The 15,624-nt window shown below is 72.2% G+C and carries 13 protein-coding genes; 7 read left to right on the top strand and 6 right to left on the bottom strand.

The annotated features are described in order from the left end of the window. Nucleotides 1-3 precede the first annotated feature (3 nt). The 3 genes from Ari01nite_RS35410 to Ari01nite_RS35400 form a co-directional block, all read right to left on the bottom strand. Nucleotides 4-381, bottom strand: a complete 378-nt coding sequence (locus Ari01nite_RS35410) for a RidA family protein (protein ID WP_203786624.1) — start codon at nt 379-381, stop codon at nt 4-6. 100 nt (nt 382-481) lie between these two features. Further along, on the bottom strand, nt 482-1,492 hold the full coding sequence (locus Ari01nite_RS35405) for a trypsin-like serine peptidase (protein ID WP_203786623.1): 1,011 nt from the start codon (nt 1,490-1,492) through the stop codon (nt 482-484). A gap of 93 nt (nt 1,493-1,585) precedes the next feature. Then, on the bottom strand, nt 1,586-4,210 hold the full coding sequence (locus Ari01nite_RS35400) for an MGH1-like glycoside hydrolase domain-containing protein (RefSeq protein ID WP_203786622.1): 2,625 nt from the start codon (nt 4,208-4,210) through the stop codon (nt 1,586-1,588). Nucleotides 4,211-4,320: 110 nt separating this feature from the next. On the opposite strand from Ari01nite_RS35400, the gene Ari01nite_RS35395 reads away from it, so the two are divergent. Together Ari01nite_RS35395 and Ari01nite_RS35390 are read left to right on the top strand one after the other, a co-directional pair. Further along, nucleotides 4,321-6,225 carry an amylo-alpha-1,6-glucosidase gene (locus Ari01nite_RS35395; RefSeq protein ID WP_203786737.1) on the top strand — a complete coding sequence of 635 codons (1,905 nt, stop codon included), beginning with the start codon at nt 4,321-4,323 and terminating at the stop codon, nt 6,223-6,225. Nucleotides 6,226-6,234: 9 nt separating this feature from the next. Then, a complete protein-coding gene (locus Ari01nite_RS35390) occupies nt 6,235-6,600 on the top strand; it encodes a nuclear transport factor 2 family protein (protein ID WP_203786621.1) in 366 nt (121 codons plus the stop codon). 130 nt (nt 6,601-6,730) lie between these two features. On the opposite strand, the gene Ari01nite_RS35385 is transcribed toward Ari01nite_RS35390, so the two are convergent. Further along, the gene (locus tag Ari01nite_RS35385; RefSeq protein WP_239163302.1) at nt 6,731-7,387 is read right to left on the bottom strand and encodes a class I SAM-dependent DNA methyltransferase; all 657 of its coding nucleotides are present in this window, start codon (nt 7,385-7,387) and stop codon (nt 6,731-6,733) included. Nucleotides 7,388-7,498: 111 nt separating this feature from the next. Here Ari01nite_RS35385 and Ari01nite_RS35380 point away from each other — a divergent pair, with 111 nt between their 5' ends. From Ari01nite_RS35380 to Ari01nite_RS35360, 5 genes are read left to right on the top strand one after another with little or no spacing between them, the layout of a single operon-like run. Next, nucleotides 7,499-8,044: an RNA polymerase sigma factor gene (locus Ari01nite_RS35380; protein WP_203786619.1), complete on the top strand. Its 546-nt coding sequence runs from the start codon at nt 7,499-7,501 to the stop codon at nt 8,042-8,044. After that, the gene (locus Ari01nite_RS35375; RefSeq protein WP_203786618.1) at nt 8,041-8,922 is read left to right on the top strand and encodes a zf-HC2 domain-containing protein; all 882 of its coding nucleotides are present in this window, start codon (nt 8,041-8,043) and stop codon (nt 8,920-8,922) included. The genes Ari01nite_RS35380 and Ari01nite_RS35375 overlap by 4 nt, the downstream gene beginning before the upstream one ends. Continuing rightward, nucleotides 8,919-9,614, top strand: a complete 696-nt coding sequence (locus Ari01nite_RS35370; protein ID WP_203786617.1) for a hypothetical protein — start codon at nt 8,919-8,921, stop codon at nt 9,612-9,614. The genes Ari01nite_RS35375 and Ari01nite_RS35370 overlap by 4 nt, the downstream gene beginning before the upstream one ends. Beyond that, a complete protein-coding gene (locus Ari01nite_RS35365; RefSeq protein WP_203786616.1) occupies nt 9,614-10,429 on the top strand; it encodes an ABC transporter permease in 816 nt (271 codons plus the stop codon). The genes Ari01nite_RS35370 and Ari01nite_RS35365 overlap by 1 nt, the downstream gene beginning before the upstream one ends. An 11-nt stretch (nt 10,430-10,440) precedes the next feature. Further along, on the top strand, nt 10,441-11,301 hold the full coding sequence (locus tag Ari01nite_RS35360; protein ID WP_203786615.1) for an ABC transporter ATP-binding protein: 861 nt from the start codon (nt 10,441-10,443) through the stop codon (nt 11,299-11,301). Nucleotides 11,302-11,336: 35 nt separating this feature from the next. Here Ari01nite_RS35360 and Ari01nite_RS35355 read toward each other — a convergent pair whose 3' ends face one another. Both Ari01nite_RS35355 and Ari01nite_RS35350 read right to left on the bottom strand, forming a co-directional pair. Beyond that, nucleotides 11,337-12,398 carry a hypothetical protein gene (locus Ari01nite_RS35355; RefSeq protein WP_203786614.1) on the bottom strand — a complete coding sequence of 354 codons (1,062 nt, stop codon included), beginning with the start codon at nt 12,396-12,398 and terminating at the stop codon, nt 11,337-11,339. Between the two features lie 295 nt (nt 12,399-12,693). Next, entirely contained in the window at nt 12,694-15,528 is a 2,835-nt protein-coding gene (locus Ari01nite_RS35350; protein ID WP_203786613.1) for a hsp70 family protein, read from the bottom strand. Between the last annotated feature and the right edge of the window lie 96 nt (nt 15,529-15,624).

Here is a 15,624-nt window from a genome sequence, read left to right as displayed (position 1 = left end):
CCGTCAGCCGGTGAACGCGGTCATCCGGATCGACACGAGAACGCCGGGTAGTTCGACGCCGAGCTTGGCGACGTAGCGTGATGGCGGTGTGCTGGGGAACCAGGTCGCGTACTCCTCGTTCATGCCCGCGAAGTCGGCCGGGTTGGCGAGGAGGACACCGACCTCGACAATGTCCTCCCATGCTGCGCCCGCTGCCCGGAGGACGGCGCGGCAGTTGGCCAGCGCCTGCCGTGTCTGTTCCTGGATCGTCGGTCCGGCGAAGCTCCCCGTGGTCACATCGATGCCGACCAGGCCCGAGACGTAGACCAGGCCGCCAGCTTTCACCGCCTGGCTGAACAACGGTGAGCTGGGCGCGTCGGTCGTGCTGACGATCTCTCGCATGCCGTTAAGTTAACCCCAGTCGCGACGGTCGCCGTCGGCCAGACAGTTCCGGAACGGCCCGTGGCGCGTGCCACGGACCCTCCGGTCCTGCTGAGGTTGGTCAGGGCAGGCTGATCCAGTAGTTGATGTGGCCGATGTTCAGGGAATTGAAGCGAAGTCCGGCGTTGCCGACTGTTTCGTTGCCGTGGTTGGTCACGATGCCGGCGACGCAGTACCCGACGCATCCCGAGGGTGCGGCCCACCGGTAGAGCGGCGAGCCGCTCTGCCCGCCCATGATGTCGTTCGAATAGTTGATCATGTCGAAGGTGTGCGACACGACTGTCCCGGCTGCCCGCCAGAGCGTGCCGGCCGGCTTGTCTCCCGGGTATCCGGCTGTGATGATCGCGGTGTTCACTTGGGAGAGGTTGTCGTTGGCGAAGATGTTGAACCAGCCGGTCTGCTCGCCGATGTCGCAGGTCAGCTTGACGCCGCCCAGGTCGTTCGGCAGGTCTCCGTTGTTGACCCAGCCGACGGGCACCCAGGACTGGCCGGTGCATGAGCCGTACGGCGCGTTTCCGCCGTCGCGGCCGGGTCGCACGATCAGGTTCTGACCCCAGCCCCAGCCTTGGTGGAAGTTGTAGAGGCAGTGGGCGGCAGTGAGAACAGTGTCGTGGCTGACCATGAATCCCGTACAGCCCCCGATGGACGACTCGACGTGCACGATCATCCGGTAGGGGCTGGACGTGGTGGGCGAGATCAGCGTCCGGTCGTCGTTGCCGATGATGATGTCCTGGCCGGCGACGTTGGCGGGGTTGCGCCGGGCGTCGGCGGCCCGCAGCTTCGCCGCCCTGGACTGGGCCGATTTCACCTGAGCCGCCGTGATCGTCTGACCGGCGCTGTTGACGAGGACCGCCTCGCCAGAACCGCTTCCGGTCGCAGCGGCGGGGGCGGCGGCGGTGAGGACAGCCAAGGCGGTCACGGCGGCCCCGATCCACCATCTGCGGTGCACTGCTCGATTCATGGACTTCCCCTTCGTCTGACGACGCAACGCGTGGCGGCGCTGATTTTCATCGATTTCATGACGTCGGGGTGGCTTAGCTGGAAACGACTGAAAAGGACTGAACACCGCCATACCGCCGCGGCCTGCCCGCCGGATCGGCGACAGCGCCGTGGATGCGTCAGCCGAACGCTGCGTGACCGGCGCGCCGCCGGTCCCCTGTCCGGCTCAGCGGCGCAACGTGAGGATCAGGTCGACCACCAGGGCCGACCAGCCCGTCTGGTGCCACGCGCCCAGCCCGGCGCCGTTGTCGCCGTGGAAGTACTCCGGGAAGACGATCAGGTCCTTCCACTCCGGATGGGTCTGCAGGATCTCGTTGTAGCCGTAGATCGGGCGCCGGCCGTCGGCATCCGGCAGGAACAGTGAGATGAGCCGGCGGGACAGGTCGTCCGCCACGGCGGCCAACGGTGCCTTCTGCTGCGCCCCGGTCGGGTACTCCACCAGCAGGTCGTCGCCGAAGAACGCCGCGTACTCCCGCAATGCCTCGACCAGCAGATAGTTGACCGGCATCCAGACCGGGCCACGCCAGTTGGAGTTGCCGCCGAACAGTCCGCTCGTGCTCTCCGCCGGCTCGTAGCCCACGGTGAAGTCGGAGCCCCCGAGCGACACCGTGAAGGGTTTCTCCAGGTGCGCCCGGGACAGCGTCCGGATCCCGTACGGCGAAAGAAACTCCTCCGGGTCGAGCATCCGCGCGATGATCCGCAGCAGCTGGTCCTGGCCCACCATGGACAGCAGCCGGTGCTGGCGGCCCTCGGCCGACAGCCGGCGGGCGCTGATCACGTCGGCGTATTCGCCGTTGGCCGCCAGGAGCCAGCGCAGCCGCGCGTTCAGCTCGGGCAGCCGGTTGAGCGTGCCCGCGGTGAGCCGGGTGGTGGCCGCCAGCGGCAGCAGGCCGACGATCGAGCGCGCCTTCAGCGGCAGCTTGTGGCCGTCCGGCAGGCGCAACTGGTCGTAGAAGAAGCAGTCCTCCTCGTCCCACAGACCCTGCCGGTAGGCCGCCTCGGCGATGTACGCGAAGTGCTCGAAGAACTTCGTCGCCATGTCCTCGTAGGTGCGGTCGTGCAGCGCCAGCTGGATCGCCATGTCCAGCAGGTTCAGCGCGTACATGGCCATCCAGCCGGTGCCGTCGGACTGCTCCAGCACGCCGGCCACCGGCAGCGCGGCCGACCGGTCGAACGGGCCCACGTTGTCCAGGCCCAGGAAGCCGCCCTCGAACACGTTGTTGCCGCCGACGTCCTTGCGGTTGACCCACCAGGTGAAGTTGAGCAGCAGCTTGTGCATCACCCGGGCCAGGAAGTCGAAGTCCCGGCCGCCGTCGATCTCGAAGACCCGCAGCGCGGCCCAGGCGTGCACCGGCGGGTTCACGTCGCCGAACGACCACTCGTACGCCGGAATCTGGCCGTTGGGGTGCATGTACCACTCGCGGAGCAGCAGCAACAGCTGGGACTTGGCGAAGCCCGGATCGACCCGGGAGATCGAGACGCAGTGGAACGCCAGGTCCCACGCCGCGTACCACGGGTACTCCCACGGGTCCGGCATCGAGATGACGTCGAAGCTGTTCATGTGCCACCAGTTGTTGTTGCGGCCGTAGCGCCGGCCCGGTGGCGGCGGGGCCGAGCCGGGGTCGCCGGTCAGCCACTGCTTCACGTCGAAGTGGTAGAACTGCTTGCCCCACATCAGGCCGGCGATCCCCTGCCGGGCCACGTCGGCCTCCGCGGGCGTCACGCCGGCCGGCATCAGCTCGGCGAAGAACTGGTCGGCCTCGCCGCGCCGGTGGCCCATCACCGACTCCCAGCCGGCCCCGAGGTCGAGCGCGCCCGGCTCCTCGTCGGCCTGCACCAGCCGCAGCCGCAGCGTGCGGGACTCGCCGGCACGCAGCGTGATCCGGTAGTGCAGGGCGCCCTTGGTGCCGGTGTGCGCCGGGTTGACCGTGGGGCTGCCGGCGATCAGGTGGTCGTTGATGCCGTCCTTCGGGTACATGCTGGTGCCGGGCAGTCCCCACAGCCGTTGCGAGTTCGTCTCGTTGTCGCAGACCAGGGTGGGTGCCGAGCATTCACCCTCGAGGATCAAATGCCCAAGAGTCCGGTGTACGCCGGCCAGCCGGCCCGGTGCGCCGGCGAGCGCCGGTTTGGGGCGGCTCGGCAGCCCCCACGACCAGGTGTTGCGGAACCAGAGCGTGGGCAGCACGTGCAGGGTGGCCCGGTCCGGGCCGCGGTTCGACACGGTGATGGCGATGCACATGTCGGTCGGTGAGGACTTGGCGTAGTCGACCGTGACGGCCCAGAACCGGTCGTCGTCGAAGATCCCGGTGTCGATCAGCTCGTACTCGGACTCCTCCCGGGAGCGGTGGCCGTTGACGCGCACCAGCTGGTCGTACGGGAAAGCGCCCTGCGGGTAGTGATAGCGCCAGCGCATCCACGAGTGGGTGGGCGTGGAGTCCTGATACCACCAGTACTCCTTGGCGTCCTCGCCGTGGTTGCCGCCGTCGCCGCCGAGGCCGAACATCCGCTCCTTGAGGATGGGGTCCCGGCCGTTCCAGAGGGCCAGAGCGAAACAGAACGTCTGACGGTCGTCGCAGATGCCTGCCATCCCGTCGTCGTTCCACCGGTACGCTCGGGACCGCGCATGGTCGTGCGGGAAGTAGTCCCACGCGGTGCCGTGCTCGCTGTAGTCCTCCCGTACGGTTCCCCACGCGCGCTCGGCGAGGTAAGGGCCCCACGCGCGCCACGGCTGCTCGCCGGAGTCGGCCTGCGCCAGGCGTACGCGCTCCGCCACGCCGAGTCTCACCTCCATAACTCGATCATCGTCACCGACTCGACGACACTGAGATTGTCACTTGCCCGTGTTACATGTCCTGACACGCAGAATTCTGCCTGACAACGAAGGGTCATCTCGTGGCTACGGTGCGCCGCCTCGCGTTCGGCTCCCAGGTCTGCGGGCGCCTGGACGAGGGCGCCGCCCGCGAGTGGCTGGTCCCGGACGGCCGCGGCGGCTACGCCATGGGCACGGTGAACGGCCTGCGCACCCGCCGCTACCACGGCCTGCTGATCGTCGCCGGCGACACGCCCGCCACCCGGCAACTGGGCCTGGCCGCGCTCGACCCGGTGCTCACCCTCCAGTCCGGCACCACGGTGCGACTCGCCACCCACGAGTGGGCAGACGGGACGATCGCCCCGGCCGGACACGAACTGCTCGCGGGTTTCGAACTCGTCGACGGCCTGCCCCGCTGGCGCTGGCGGATCGGCGACGTGGTGCTGGAACGCGAGATCGCCATGGTGTCCGGCCGGCCCGCGGTGGCCGTGGTGCACCGGCTGCTCACCGGCGGCCCGGTGCGGCTGGCCCTGGAGGCGCTGACCACCTGGCGCGACGCGCACGGCGAGCGCACCGCCGGCGGCCCGCCGCCCGAGGTCACCCCGGTCGACGGCGGCTGCGTGGTGGACGGCGCGTACCGGCTGCGCGGCCCCGATTTCCGCCGCGGCGGCGACTGGTACCGCGGGGTGCGCTACCGCGCCGAGGAAGCGCGCGGCCTGCAACCCGTCGAGGATCTCTGGTACGCCGGGAGCTTCCACGCCGAGTTGCGGCAGCCCGGCGCCACCGCCCAGGTGTCGGCCTGGGCCGGCGATCTGACCGACCCGCCGGCGGCCGCCAGCACGACGGTGTCCGCGGCCCGGGCCCGCAACCGGGCCATCGTGGCCGCCGCCAAGCCGGCCGACGACGCCCAGGCCACCCTGGCGCTGGCCGCCGACGCGTTCGTAATCCGCACCAGCACCGGCACCGACGTGGTGGCCGGCTACCCGTGGTTCGGCGCCTGGTCGCGCGACACCATGCTGAGCTACGAGGGCCTGTTCCTGTCCACCGGCCGCGCCGAGGAGGGCCGCGACCTGCTCCGGGGGTACGCGGCCACGCTGTCCGAGGGCATGCTGGCGAACACCGCCGACACCGGCAGCGTCGAATACAACACCGCGGACGGCACCCTCTGGTTCCTGCACGCGGTCGGCCGGCACGTGGCGGCGACCGGCGACTTCGACCTGGCCGCGGAACTGCTGCCGGCCCTGCTCGACGTGGTCGACCACCACCTCAAGGGCACCCGCTACGGCATCGCCGCCGACCCGGCCGACGGCCTGCTCCGCCAGGGCGCCGACGGCAAGGCACTGACCTGGATGGACGCCCGCGTCGACGGCGTTCCGGTCACCCCGCGCCGGGGCAAGCCCGTCGAGATCAACGCGCTCTGGGTGAACGGCCTGGCCACCGTCATCAAGCTGGCTTTCCAGGCCCGTACGGGGGCCGGAGCCGCGGTCCGGGCCCACCCCGACGCGCTGGCCGGCTTCACCCGCCGCTTCCCGGCCCCGACCGGCTGGCTGTACGACGTGGTGGACGGCCCCGACGGCGACGACGCCGCGCTGCGCCCCAACCAGTTGCTGGCCTGGTCACTGCCGTACGCCCCGCTGCGCCCCGAACCGGCCACCCTGCAGCGGATCGGCTCGGCCCTGATGACCCCGCTGGGCCTGCGCACGCTGGCACCCACCGACGCCGGCTACCGGGGCCGGCACCAGGGCTCCCCCGCCGAACGCGATTCCGCCTACCACACCGGCTCGGTCTGGCCCTGGCTGACCGGCCCGTTCGTGGCCGCCTGGGGCAAACTTGGCGTGGCCGCCGACCAGACCCTGTCCGACGCCGACGACCACCTGGGCGAGTACGGCCTGGGCTCGGTCTCCGAAACGGCCGACGGCGACGCCCCGCACGAGGCCACCGGCTGCCCGTTCCAGGCCTGGTCGGTAGCCGAGACCTTGCGGGCCCGCCGCCTCTAGGCTGTCCCGATGTCACTGAACACCGACACGGTCAACCGCTACCTCGACGGTTTCCGCACCAACGACCACGCCCAGATCCTGTCCTGCCTCACGGACGACATCGAGTGGACGGTCTACGGCGCCTTCAACCTCAAAGGCAAGCAGGCGTACGACGAAGCCATCGACGGCCCGGATTTCGTCGGCCCACCCCGTCTCGACGTCATCCGGATGGTCGAACAGGACAACGTGGTGATGGCCGAACTCTACGGCGAGGCCCCCCGCCCCGACGGCAGCACGCTGCGCATGTCGATGGCCGAGGTCTTCGTGATGCGCGACGGTCTGATCGCCGAACGCCGGGCCTGGGTGATTCCCCTCTCCGAGAACTCCTTCCGATAGCTGGCTCCTCGCGCCAGCTCCTGGTGTCTGGTGAGGTGGCCCCATCCCAGCCCCCAGTCGTCCACGATCCACGATCCACGATCAGCAAATCGACAACAACGCGACCCGGAGAGCCGCCAGGTGGCTTTGTTCATGCGAGCGGTTTGCGGGCCAGCAGCAGGCGAGCCCGGGGCAGCGCTGACAAGTTGGCCACTTCGACAGTGAAGCCGGCTGTGGTCAGGTCGTCGTGCAGCGCCCGGGAAGTCGTGATGCGGTAGTACATGACGAAGGGTGGGCGCCACACCGCGTTGCGCACCCACATGGCCGCGTCGAAGCCGAGTGTTGCCCAGTAACCGACCGAGGGGAACGCGGGCGGCTCACCGATGGGAAAGGCGAACAGTCCGCCGGGCCGCAGCGCGCGATACACCCCTTCGAACACCGCCGGCCGCTCCTCAGGCAGGAAGTGGCCGAGCGCGCCGAACGTGACCGCCAGGTCGAACTCCGCGGCGAACGGCAGCGCCCGCACGTCGGCGCGCGCCCAACTGGCTCCCGGGTGCGCGGCGCGCGCCTGCTCGAGCATGCCCGCGCTGAAGTCGACCCCGGTGATCCGTTCCGTGCACAGCGCCCGCAGCACCTGCATGCCGGCGCCGGTCCCGCAGCACACGTCGAGCCCCGAGCCGAACGGCCCGAATCCGGCGAGCGCCTCGGCCGTCCCGACGAGAATGCTCTCCGGCGTACGGAACGGCGTGTGATCGAACTTGGGCGCCAGCAGGTCGTAACCACGCTCGACCGACGACAGCGCCTGCACGGTCAACTCGCGCAGCGTCGGTCCATGAGGCGAGAACACCAGGCGAGGCTACCCGGTGAACCATTCGTGGCCGGGGCTGCTACTTACCCTTCAGGCGGAGGGGGTGAGCGGATGGCCGGCGACGACGAGTTGCTGCGGGCGGTTGCGGCCGGGGACGCCGCTGCCCTGGCCCGGCTTTACGAGCGGTACTCCGGCGCTCTGTTCGGCTATCTGCACCGGCTCGCCGGGGACCGGATGACCGCCGAGGAGATTCTGCAGGACACCATGCTCGCGGTCTGGCGGTCGGCCGGCGCCTTCGAAGGGCGGGCCAAGGTGACCACCTGGCTGTTCGGGGTGGCCCGCCGGCAGGCGCACAACCGGCTACGCGGGCGGGCCCGGCCGGAACCCGCCGGCGCTGGCCTGCCGGACCGGGCCGATCAGGGGGCCGGGCCGGAGGAACTGGCGATCGCCGCGGCCGGTGGCACGCCTGTTGCGGCGGCCGTCGACCGGCTGCCCGAGCATCACCGGGACGTGATCGCGCTGGTGTTCGTGGCCGGCCTGCCGCTCGCCGACGTTGCGGAGGTCCTCGCGATCCCGGTCGGCACGGTCAAGAGCCGGCTCCATCACGCCCGGGCCGCCGTCGCCGCGGCGCTCATCGCCCAGGAGGTGGCCGAATGAAGGATCTGCTGCCGTCGTATGCCGCCGGCGTGCTGCATGGTGCGGAGCATGAGCGGGTACGCGCTCACGTCGCGGACTGTTCGTCCTGCCGCGCGGACCTGGCCGCCTGGCAGTCGATCGCGGCGGCCGCCCTGCCCGAGACCGCCGCGCCCGATCCGGCCCGGCTGGTGCGCGCGGTGCTGACCCGGAGCGCCATGGACGGGCCGACCGGTCACCGGCCGGGGCGCGCACGCCCTCTTGCTGCTCTGGTGGTCGCCGAGGCCCGGCTGATCCGACCGGCCGTGCCCATCGCCTCGGCCCTGGTCATGGCGCTCGGGGTGGCGATCGTGCTGATCCAGGGCGCGCCCGGGATCGCCGGCCTGGTGCTCTCGCTGGTCGCGCCGATCGTGGCCGCCGCGGGCGTGGCCGGCACCTACCGCGCCCGCCGCGACCCGGCCGCCGAACTGGTCGCCGCAGCGCCCACCTCGGGCCGGTTGCTGCTGCTGATCCGCCTCGCGCTGGTGTTCGGCTACGACGTGGTGCTCGCGCTGGCCGCCTCGGCCGTGCTGACCGTCTCCAGCGCGGCCGGCACCGCGAGCCTGAACACGCTGGTCGGCGCGTGGCTGGGACCGATGGCGCTGCTGTCCTCGCTGAGTCTGCTGGTTGCCGTCCGCTTCGGTCCGGATGTCGCGCTGGGCGCGGCCGTCGGCGTGTGGGCGGTACGCGTGCTGGCCGGCGGCATCCTGGCACGGGACGACTGGCCGGCCCGGTTCGTGTTGGCGGCCTGGTCGACGAACGCGCTCGTGCTCGCGATCAGCGCCGCGGTCGCGGTCGCCGCGGTGGCCGTCGCGGGCCGCGGTGAACCACTGCACGGGTGGCGCGCTACCCATCCGATGTGAGACCACTGACCCTCTGGCGGTACGAGGTGCGCCGGGCCGGCTGGGCGGCTGCGCTGGGCCCACCGATCGCTGTGGCTCTGGGCGTCGCGGCCGCATTGGCCAACCCGCAACCGAGCGACGCAACCACCGCCCGCATCCTGCTCGGCGCCCTCGAGATGGCGGTTCCGCTGGCCGCCGGGGTGGCCTGCGCCTCGCTGGTCGGCCGGGACGAGGCCGTCGAGATCCAACTGACGACCGCCACGTCGTACCGGATCACGCTCTTGCGCCGGATGACCGTGACGCTCGCGTGGGCGGCGACGGTCGCCCTGCTGACGGCGGCCGTGCTGATCGGGACCGGCTGGTGGGACCGCTGGCCGGAGAACCACGGACCGGTCGCCGGGCAGCTCACCTGGGTGGCGCCGACGCTGGCCCTGGCCGCGGCGGGCTTCGCGGCCGGCGCCATCTCCCGCAGCCCGGCAGCGGCCGGCGCGATCGTCACCACGCTGTGGACGATCCAGCAGTTCTTCGCCGACCTGGTGCAGCAGCACCAGCCTGGCCGGCTGCTCTACCTGTTCGCCACGACCCGGGGCACGGTGCCGGGCGACTGGACCGCCAACCGGCTCACCCTGCTCGGCACGGCTGCGGCGCTCATCGCGCTCGCGCTGGTGGTGCTGGGTCGCTCGGAGCGCCTGACCGGCGAGGGGGACGAATGATGACCGAGTTCGGTGCGAGCCTGCGGTACGAGTTCGGCATGCAGATCCGCAAACGCTCGGTGTGGATCGTGCCGGCGCTGACCCTGGTGCTGTTCGTGCTGATCGGCGGCAGCCTGCTGCGCGACCTGTTCGATCCGCGGGAGGCGCCGCCCGAGGCGAAGACCGCGGTGCTCGGCCTCGCGCTGCAGATCCACGCGCTGCTGGCGATCGGGTTCGGCTGCCTGCTCGCCGACCGGATGATCCGCGACGACCGGTTGCGGGTGGCGCCGATCCTGGACGCCACGCCGGCCCGGCCGGGTGCCCGCCTGCTCGGCAAATACCTGGGGGCGAGCGCCGCGACGGCCATCCCGGTGCTGCTGGTGTACTTCGGCTTCGCCACCGCGTACGCGGTGCACACGAGCCGGCCCGGCGCGCTCGGCTGGGCGCTGGCGGCAACCGCCGTGGTGATCGTGCCGGGCCTGCTGTTCGTGGCCGCGTTCGCGCTGGTCGTTCCGCTGACCATGCCGGCGCCGTTGTTCCGGGTGCTGTTCGTCGGTTACTGGCTGTGGGGCAACATCGTGATACCGGACATGATGCCGACCCTCGCGCGGAGCCTGATCCACCCGCTCGGCGGCTACCCGCTCACCGGGCTCTTCGGGTTCCACGGCATCGATGGCGAGGAGACCTGGGCCGGCCCGCTGCCCGGCGCCGCGCTGAACTTCCTGCGGCCGGAGCCGACCGCGACGACGGCGTGGCTGTCCATCGGTGTGCTGCTGGTTCTCGCCGCCCTCGCGCTCGCCGGCGGCCACGCGCTGCGCACCTACCGAACCCGTTGAGAGGCATACCGATGAGGATCGAAATCTCCGGCCTGACGAAGGCGTACGGCCAAAAGGTTTTTGCCCTGGACGGCCTGGACCTGGTCGTCCCCACCGGAATGTTCGGCCTGCTCGGCGCCAACGGTGCCGGAAAGACCACGCTGATGCGCATCCTGGCCGGCATCCTGCGGCCATCGTCCGGTCAGGTCACGGTGGGTGGGCACGACATGGGCACGGGTACGGGGCGGACGGCCGTCCAGCGCACGCTCGGCTACCTGCCGCAGGATCTCGGCGTCTACCCGGATCTGACGGCGCGCCAGTTCCTCGACTACGTGGCGCTGCTCAAGGGCATGGACGACCGGTCGGTGCGGCGGCGGCGCGTCGGGGAACTACTCGAGGTGGTGGCGCTAACCGCACACGCCGACCGGCGGCTGCGCGGCTTTTCGGGCGGTATGCGGCAGCGGGTCGGGATCGCCCAGGCCCTGCTCGCCGACCCGCAGCTGCTGATCGTGGACGAGCCGACCGCCGGTCTCGACCCCGAGGAGCGGATCCGCTTCCGCACACTGCTGTCCCAGTTCGCGGACCGGCGCACGGTGCTGCTGAGCACGCACATCGTCGACGACATCGCGCAGACCTGCCGCGAGGTGGCGGTGCTCGCCAAGGGCAAGCTGATCTTCCGGGGCACGGTCGACGAGTTGACCCGCCGCGCCGAGGGCCGAGTCTGGTCGGTCGTCACCGACGGCCCGCCGCCGGCCGAGGGCACGGTCGTTTCCGCACTCCCGCACGAGAACGGCATGCGCTACCGGATCGTGTCGCCCACCGCCCCCAGCCCGCAGGCGCAACCGGTCGAACCCGGACTGGAGGACGGCTACCTGGCGACCGCCGGCCGCTGAGCACGGCCGGGCGTCACTCGTGCGTTACTTGTTGGTCATGCCAGGCGCTTGGCTGCGATCGACGCGGTGTACACGTGCAGGACCGCATTCGGCGTGTTCCGGGTGACGGCGTACAACTGGGCGCCGCTGGGTGCCCAGGCGATGCCCCGGTCGATGACGCCGCTGGATCCGGTGAGCGTCAGCTTGGTGGGCTGGGCGCTGGTCGGCCGGAAGACGAACAGGCCGCTGCCGTCGGCGGCCGCCGCGATCTGGGTGCCGTCGTGCGAAACCTCGACGGCGTTCGGGTACGGCCCGGTCGCGAACCGGCGGCGGGCCACGGTGAGCTCGTGCGACTCGAACTGCAGGATCTCGTACGGGGCACCGGACGCGGTGTAGAAGGTGGCCCCGTCCGGAGCGGCGGCCATGTCCCGCAGGTTGCCGCCGACCACGGTGTGCTCGGTGCGTCCGGCCGCGGTGAGCGTGCCGTCGGCGGCGACCGTGAAGATCTGAACCGCCGACGGACTCAGCGACGGCTGGGCCGCGAAGAGCCGGCCCGGGTCGTTGCGCCCCACGCTGAGCTTGGGGTGGCTCCAGAAGTCCACCGGGGACTGCCGGACCGCCGCGGTGGGGGCCGGGTCGCTGACGTCGATCCGGCCGATGTTGCCGCCCCACTGGTCACAGCCGTAGCCGAACCACAGCGTCTGCTCGATGACGGCCAGCGAGGACGGGCACGCGCCGACCCCGGTGAAATAGCGAGCGGTCTCCTGCAGGGTGGTCGTGTCGATCGCCGCGATCTCGTTGGCGGCGGGCAGGGCCGCGTAGAGAACGCTCCCGTCCGGGCTGAGCTCGAGATCCGTCGGCCCCGGCAGGTCGTCCACGATGCGGTGATTGCCGCCGGCCGGGTTGGTCACCACGATCTGGGTGCTGGTCCGCCCGCCGCTGACATAGACACCGGCGGCGCCGGCCACCACATCCGCCGCGGCGGCCAGCGGAAGCTCAACCGTCGTCTCGGTGACGGCCGCCTGCGCCGCCGCTGGTGTCAGACCGAGCAACAGTGCGCTCGCCGCGCCCACCGCCGTCAGCCGCAGGAGCGTGGTGTTACGGAGTGCCGCGTTCACCATCGAGGTCCTCTCGTCGTGTGCCTGGGTGTCAACCGCGCACGGGGAGAGAAAGGGCAGCACATCACGCTTAACCTGCGGGCAGCAGGCAGCAAATCACCAAGTAAGCCCATGCCGTCCTCCCCCGTGTTCGGCACGTTGCTGGCCGGGAGCCTAGCGCATTACCCGACCGCCGATGTCCCTCCACATCGGACAGCACCCGCCGCCACGCGCACCCCGGTCGTCAGCGACCCTGGCGTCGACACCTTCTGGGGAACCGGCCCGAAGCTGGCGCAACGGGGATCAGCGCCGTCGGTCAGGTGCTGGGCTCGGCCTTGAGCTTCGTGCTGGGCGCGCTTTTGGGCTCGACGGTGGAGTCGGTCGGCAGGGTTGGTGGGGTGGTCGTCGTCGGTTCGGTGGTGGGGTTTGTCGGCGGTGGTGCGGTGGTCGGCGAGGTGGACCGGGTGGGCCGGGTGGTGCGCGGCCGGCGGGACGGCGTTGGGCTGGTCGCCTCGCGGGTGGGCGACGCTGTCGTGGCCGCCGGCCGCGGCACCGCGATCGCGTCCCCCGGCGGGCGCAGCGCGTAGAGCGTGCCGTTGCCGGCCACCGCGAACACCCCCGCCTCGTCGCCGGCCGGCGCCACCGCGAACCGGTCACCGGCCGCGTACTGCCACAGCTCGGTGCCCAGCCCGGCATCGAGTCCCGCAACGCGGCCGTCCGGATAGGTCACCGCAACGCCGGTGCCGTACACCGCCGGGAAGCCTGCCTCGGCCGCTCCGCCGCCCGGCCGGTGCCGCCACCGCAGCCCGCCGCCGTGCGTGTCCCACGCGGACACCGACCGGTCGGCCGCGGTCACGAACACCGCAGCGTCCACTCCCGCCAGCGCCGCCGGCCCCGCCCCGGTGAAGTCAATCTTGGACAGCTGCTCCCCGTCCGAGGCCCGCAGGCAGTGCACCGACCGCGCATCCACCGCCGCACACACGGCGTCACCCGCCGCGACCGGCCCCGCCGTGACGTCGCCGACGCGGCGCTTCCAGAGCACCTCGCCGAACCCGTTCATCCCGTGCAGCCGCCCGTCGTCCCCAGCCACGACCGCGATCTCGCCGCTCACCGCAGGCGCACCCTGGATCTCCACACCCGGCCACGCGCGCCAGCGCCGATGACTGCCGCCGACCTGGTACGCGTGCATCACGGTCCCGCCGCCACCCACGAAGACCCGGTCGTCACCGGCCACCGGCCGCGCGTCGACCGCACCCCCGGTGTCCCGCCGCCACAGCACCTCACCCCGCTCGGCGTCCACCGCGAGCACAGCGCCGTCCGCCGTGGTCGCATAGGCCACCCCCGCCGCCACCCGGTCAGCCACCCGGAGCCCGGCCCCCACGGCCAGCTCCCAGTCCAGCTGCCCGTCCGCGCGCCGGTAGGCCCGCAGCGTCCCGTCCTGCCCACCGACCAGAACCCGGTCGCCCGCCACCGCGGGCGCCCCGGTGGCCGGCACCCCGGTAGCGGTACGCCACAACAGGCCGGCCGCCGCGACAGCCGGCGCCCCGCTGGCATCGGCGCCCGGCCCCGCGGTGGTGACGACCTTGTCGTCGTCCCCGTCGGGCCAGGCAGCGGCCGCGGTGACAGCGGTGGCCGCCAGCAGCACCGCCGCAACCCCACCGATCACCGGCCACCGATAGGCCCGAAGCCGATCGCGGGCGCTGACCCCGCCAGGCGCCCCACCACCCGCGGTCCCGAATGCCGATCCGCCACCCGGCACCCCGGAAGGCGCCCCGCCCGGCGTCCCAGGCGACCCGGAAGGCGCCCCGCCCGGCACCCCAGACGACCCGGAAGGCGCCCCGCCCGGCACCCCAGGTGACCCGGAAGGCGCCCCGCCCGGCACCCGCGCAGTGCCCGCCGCGAAGCCGGCGCCCGGGACGGTAGACGGTGGGGTGAAGCGTGCCCCAGCCGCCGGCCGGGGCCCGACGGCCTGCCCCGGCGCGCCCGACGCGCCCGAGAACGGCACGTAGCCCGGCCGCGGCACGGCCGGTGACTGCGTCCGCACCGGTGGCCCCGCCGGCGGTGGTCCCGCCGGCGGCGGGCCGGCCGGCCCCGCGAGGCGGGCCGCGCCCAGCGCGATCCCCATCTCCGGCTGTTCGTCCACCGCGACCGGCCGCCCGAACGCCTCCGAAACCAGCGACCCCACCAGCGGGATCCGGGCCGAGCCGCCGGCCAGCACGATGCAGCGCAGCTCGCCCGCCTCGACGCCGGCCGAGCGCAGTGCCCGGCGCAGCGCCGACACCGTGTCGCCGAGGGCCGGGGCGATCATCGCCTCGAACTCGGCCCGGCTCAGCCGCACCCGCGTGTGCAGCCGGGGCAGCGCCACCGGGATCTCGACCTCGGTGTCGAACGACAGGCTCTCCTTGGCCTCCACGCACTCGCGCCGCAGCCGGGCCAGGGCCTCGGTGACCGCCGGATCAGTCAGGTCGGCGTCGGTCAGTTCGAGGGACGCACCGACCGTGGTACGCACGTGTTCCAGGATGGCCTCGTCGAAGTCGATGCCGCCCAACTGCTCGACGCCCTGCGGCTCGCCCAGCACGGTGAAGCCCTCGGCCGTCTTGCGCAGCACCGCCGCGTCGAACGTGCCGCCGCCCAGGTCGTACACCGCGATGGTCTCGCCGGCCGCCACCCGCGCGGTGCCGGCGAACCGGACCGCGGCCGCCTCGGGTTCGGTGCGCAGCGTGACCTGCGGCAGATCGGCCAGCCCGGCCGCCTGCTGGAGCAGCTCGCGCTTGTACGGGCCCCAGTTCGCCGGATGGGTCAGCACGATCCGGACCGGCGGCGCCTCCTGGGTGTGCGTGACGGTGTCGGTGACGTGCCGCAGCAGCCGGGCGGCGAGCGCGTGCGCCGACATCGGCGTGCCGCCCAGCAGCACCGGCACCGGGTCGCCGAGCCGGCGCTTGAACTCGCGGGCCAGCCGGGTCGGTTCGGCCTCGCCACGCCGCTGGGCCGCCTCGCCGACCAGCACCTCGCCGTCGGTGCGCAGGAAGACCAGCGAGGGGATCTCGTCGCGCCGGGCGCCCAGCCGGACAGTCTCCACCGCACCGCCCACATTGATCGCAGCAGCGGTGTGCGTGGTGCCAAGGTCGACCCCGAGGCCGTACTCCACCATCCCCCGGATGCTAGGAGCCCCTGTCGAGCCGGGGGAACGCTGAGCTGGAAAGCCGACACCCGCCGGAGTCGAAGATCCGCCCGTTCGGGGGTGGCC

The sequence above is a fragment of the Paractinoplanes rishiriensis genome, from assembly GCF_016862375.1.
Classification (GTDB): Bacteria; Actinomycetota; Actinomycetes; order Mycobacteriales; family Micromonosporaceae; genus Actinoplanes; species Actinoplanes rishiriensis.
Note: the sequence above shows the minus strand (reverse complement) of the source record. Positions and strands in the feature narration are given on the sequence as shown.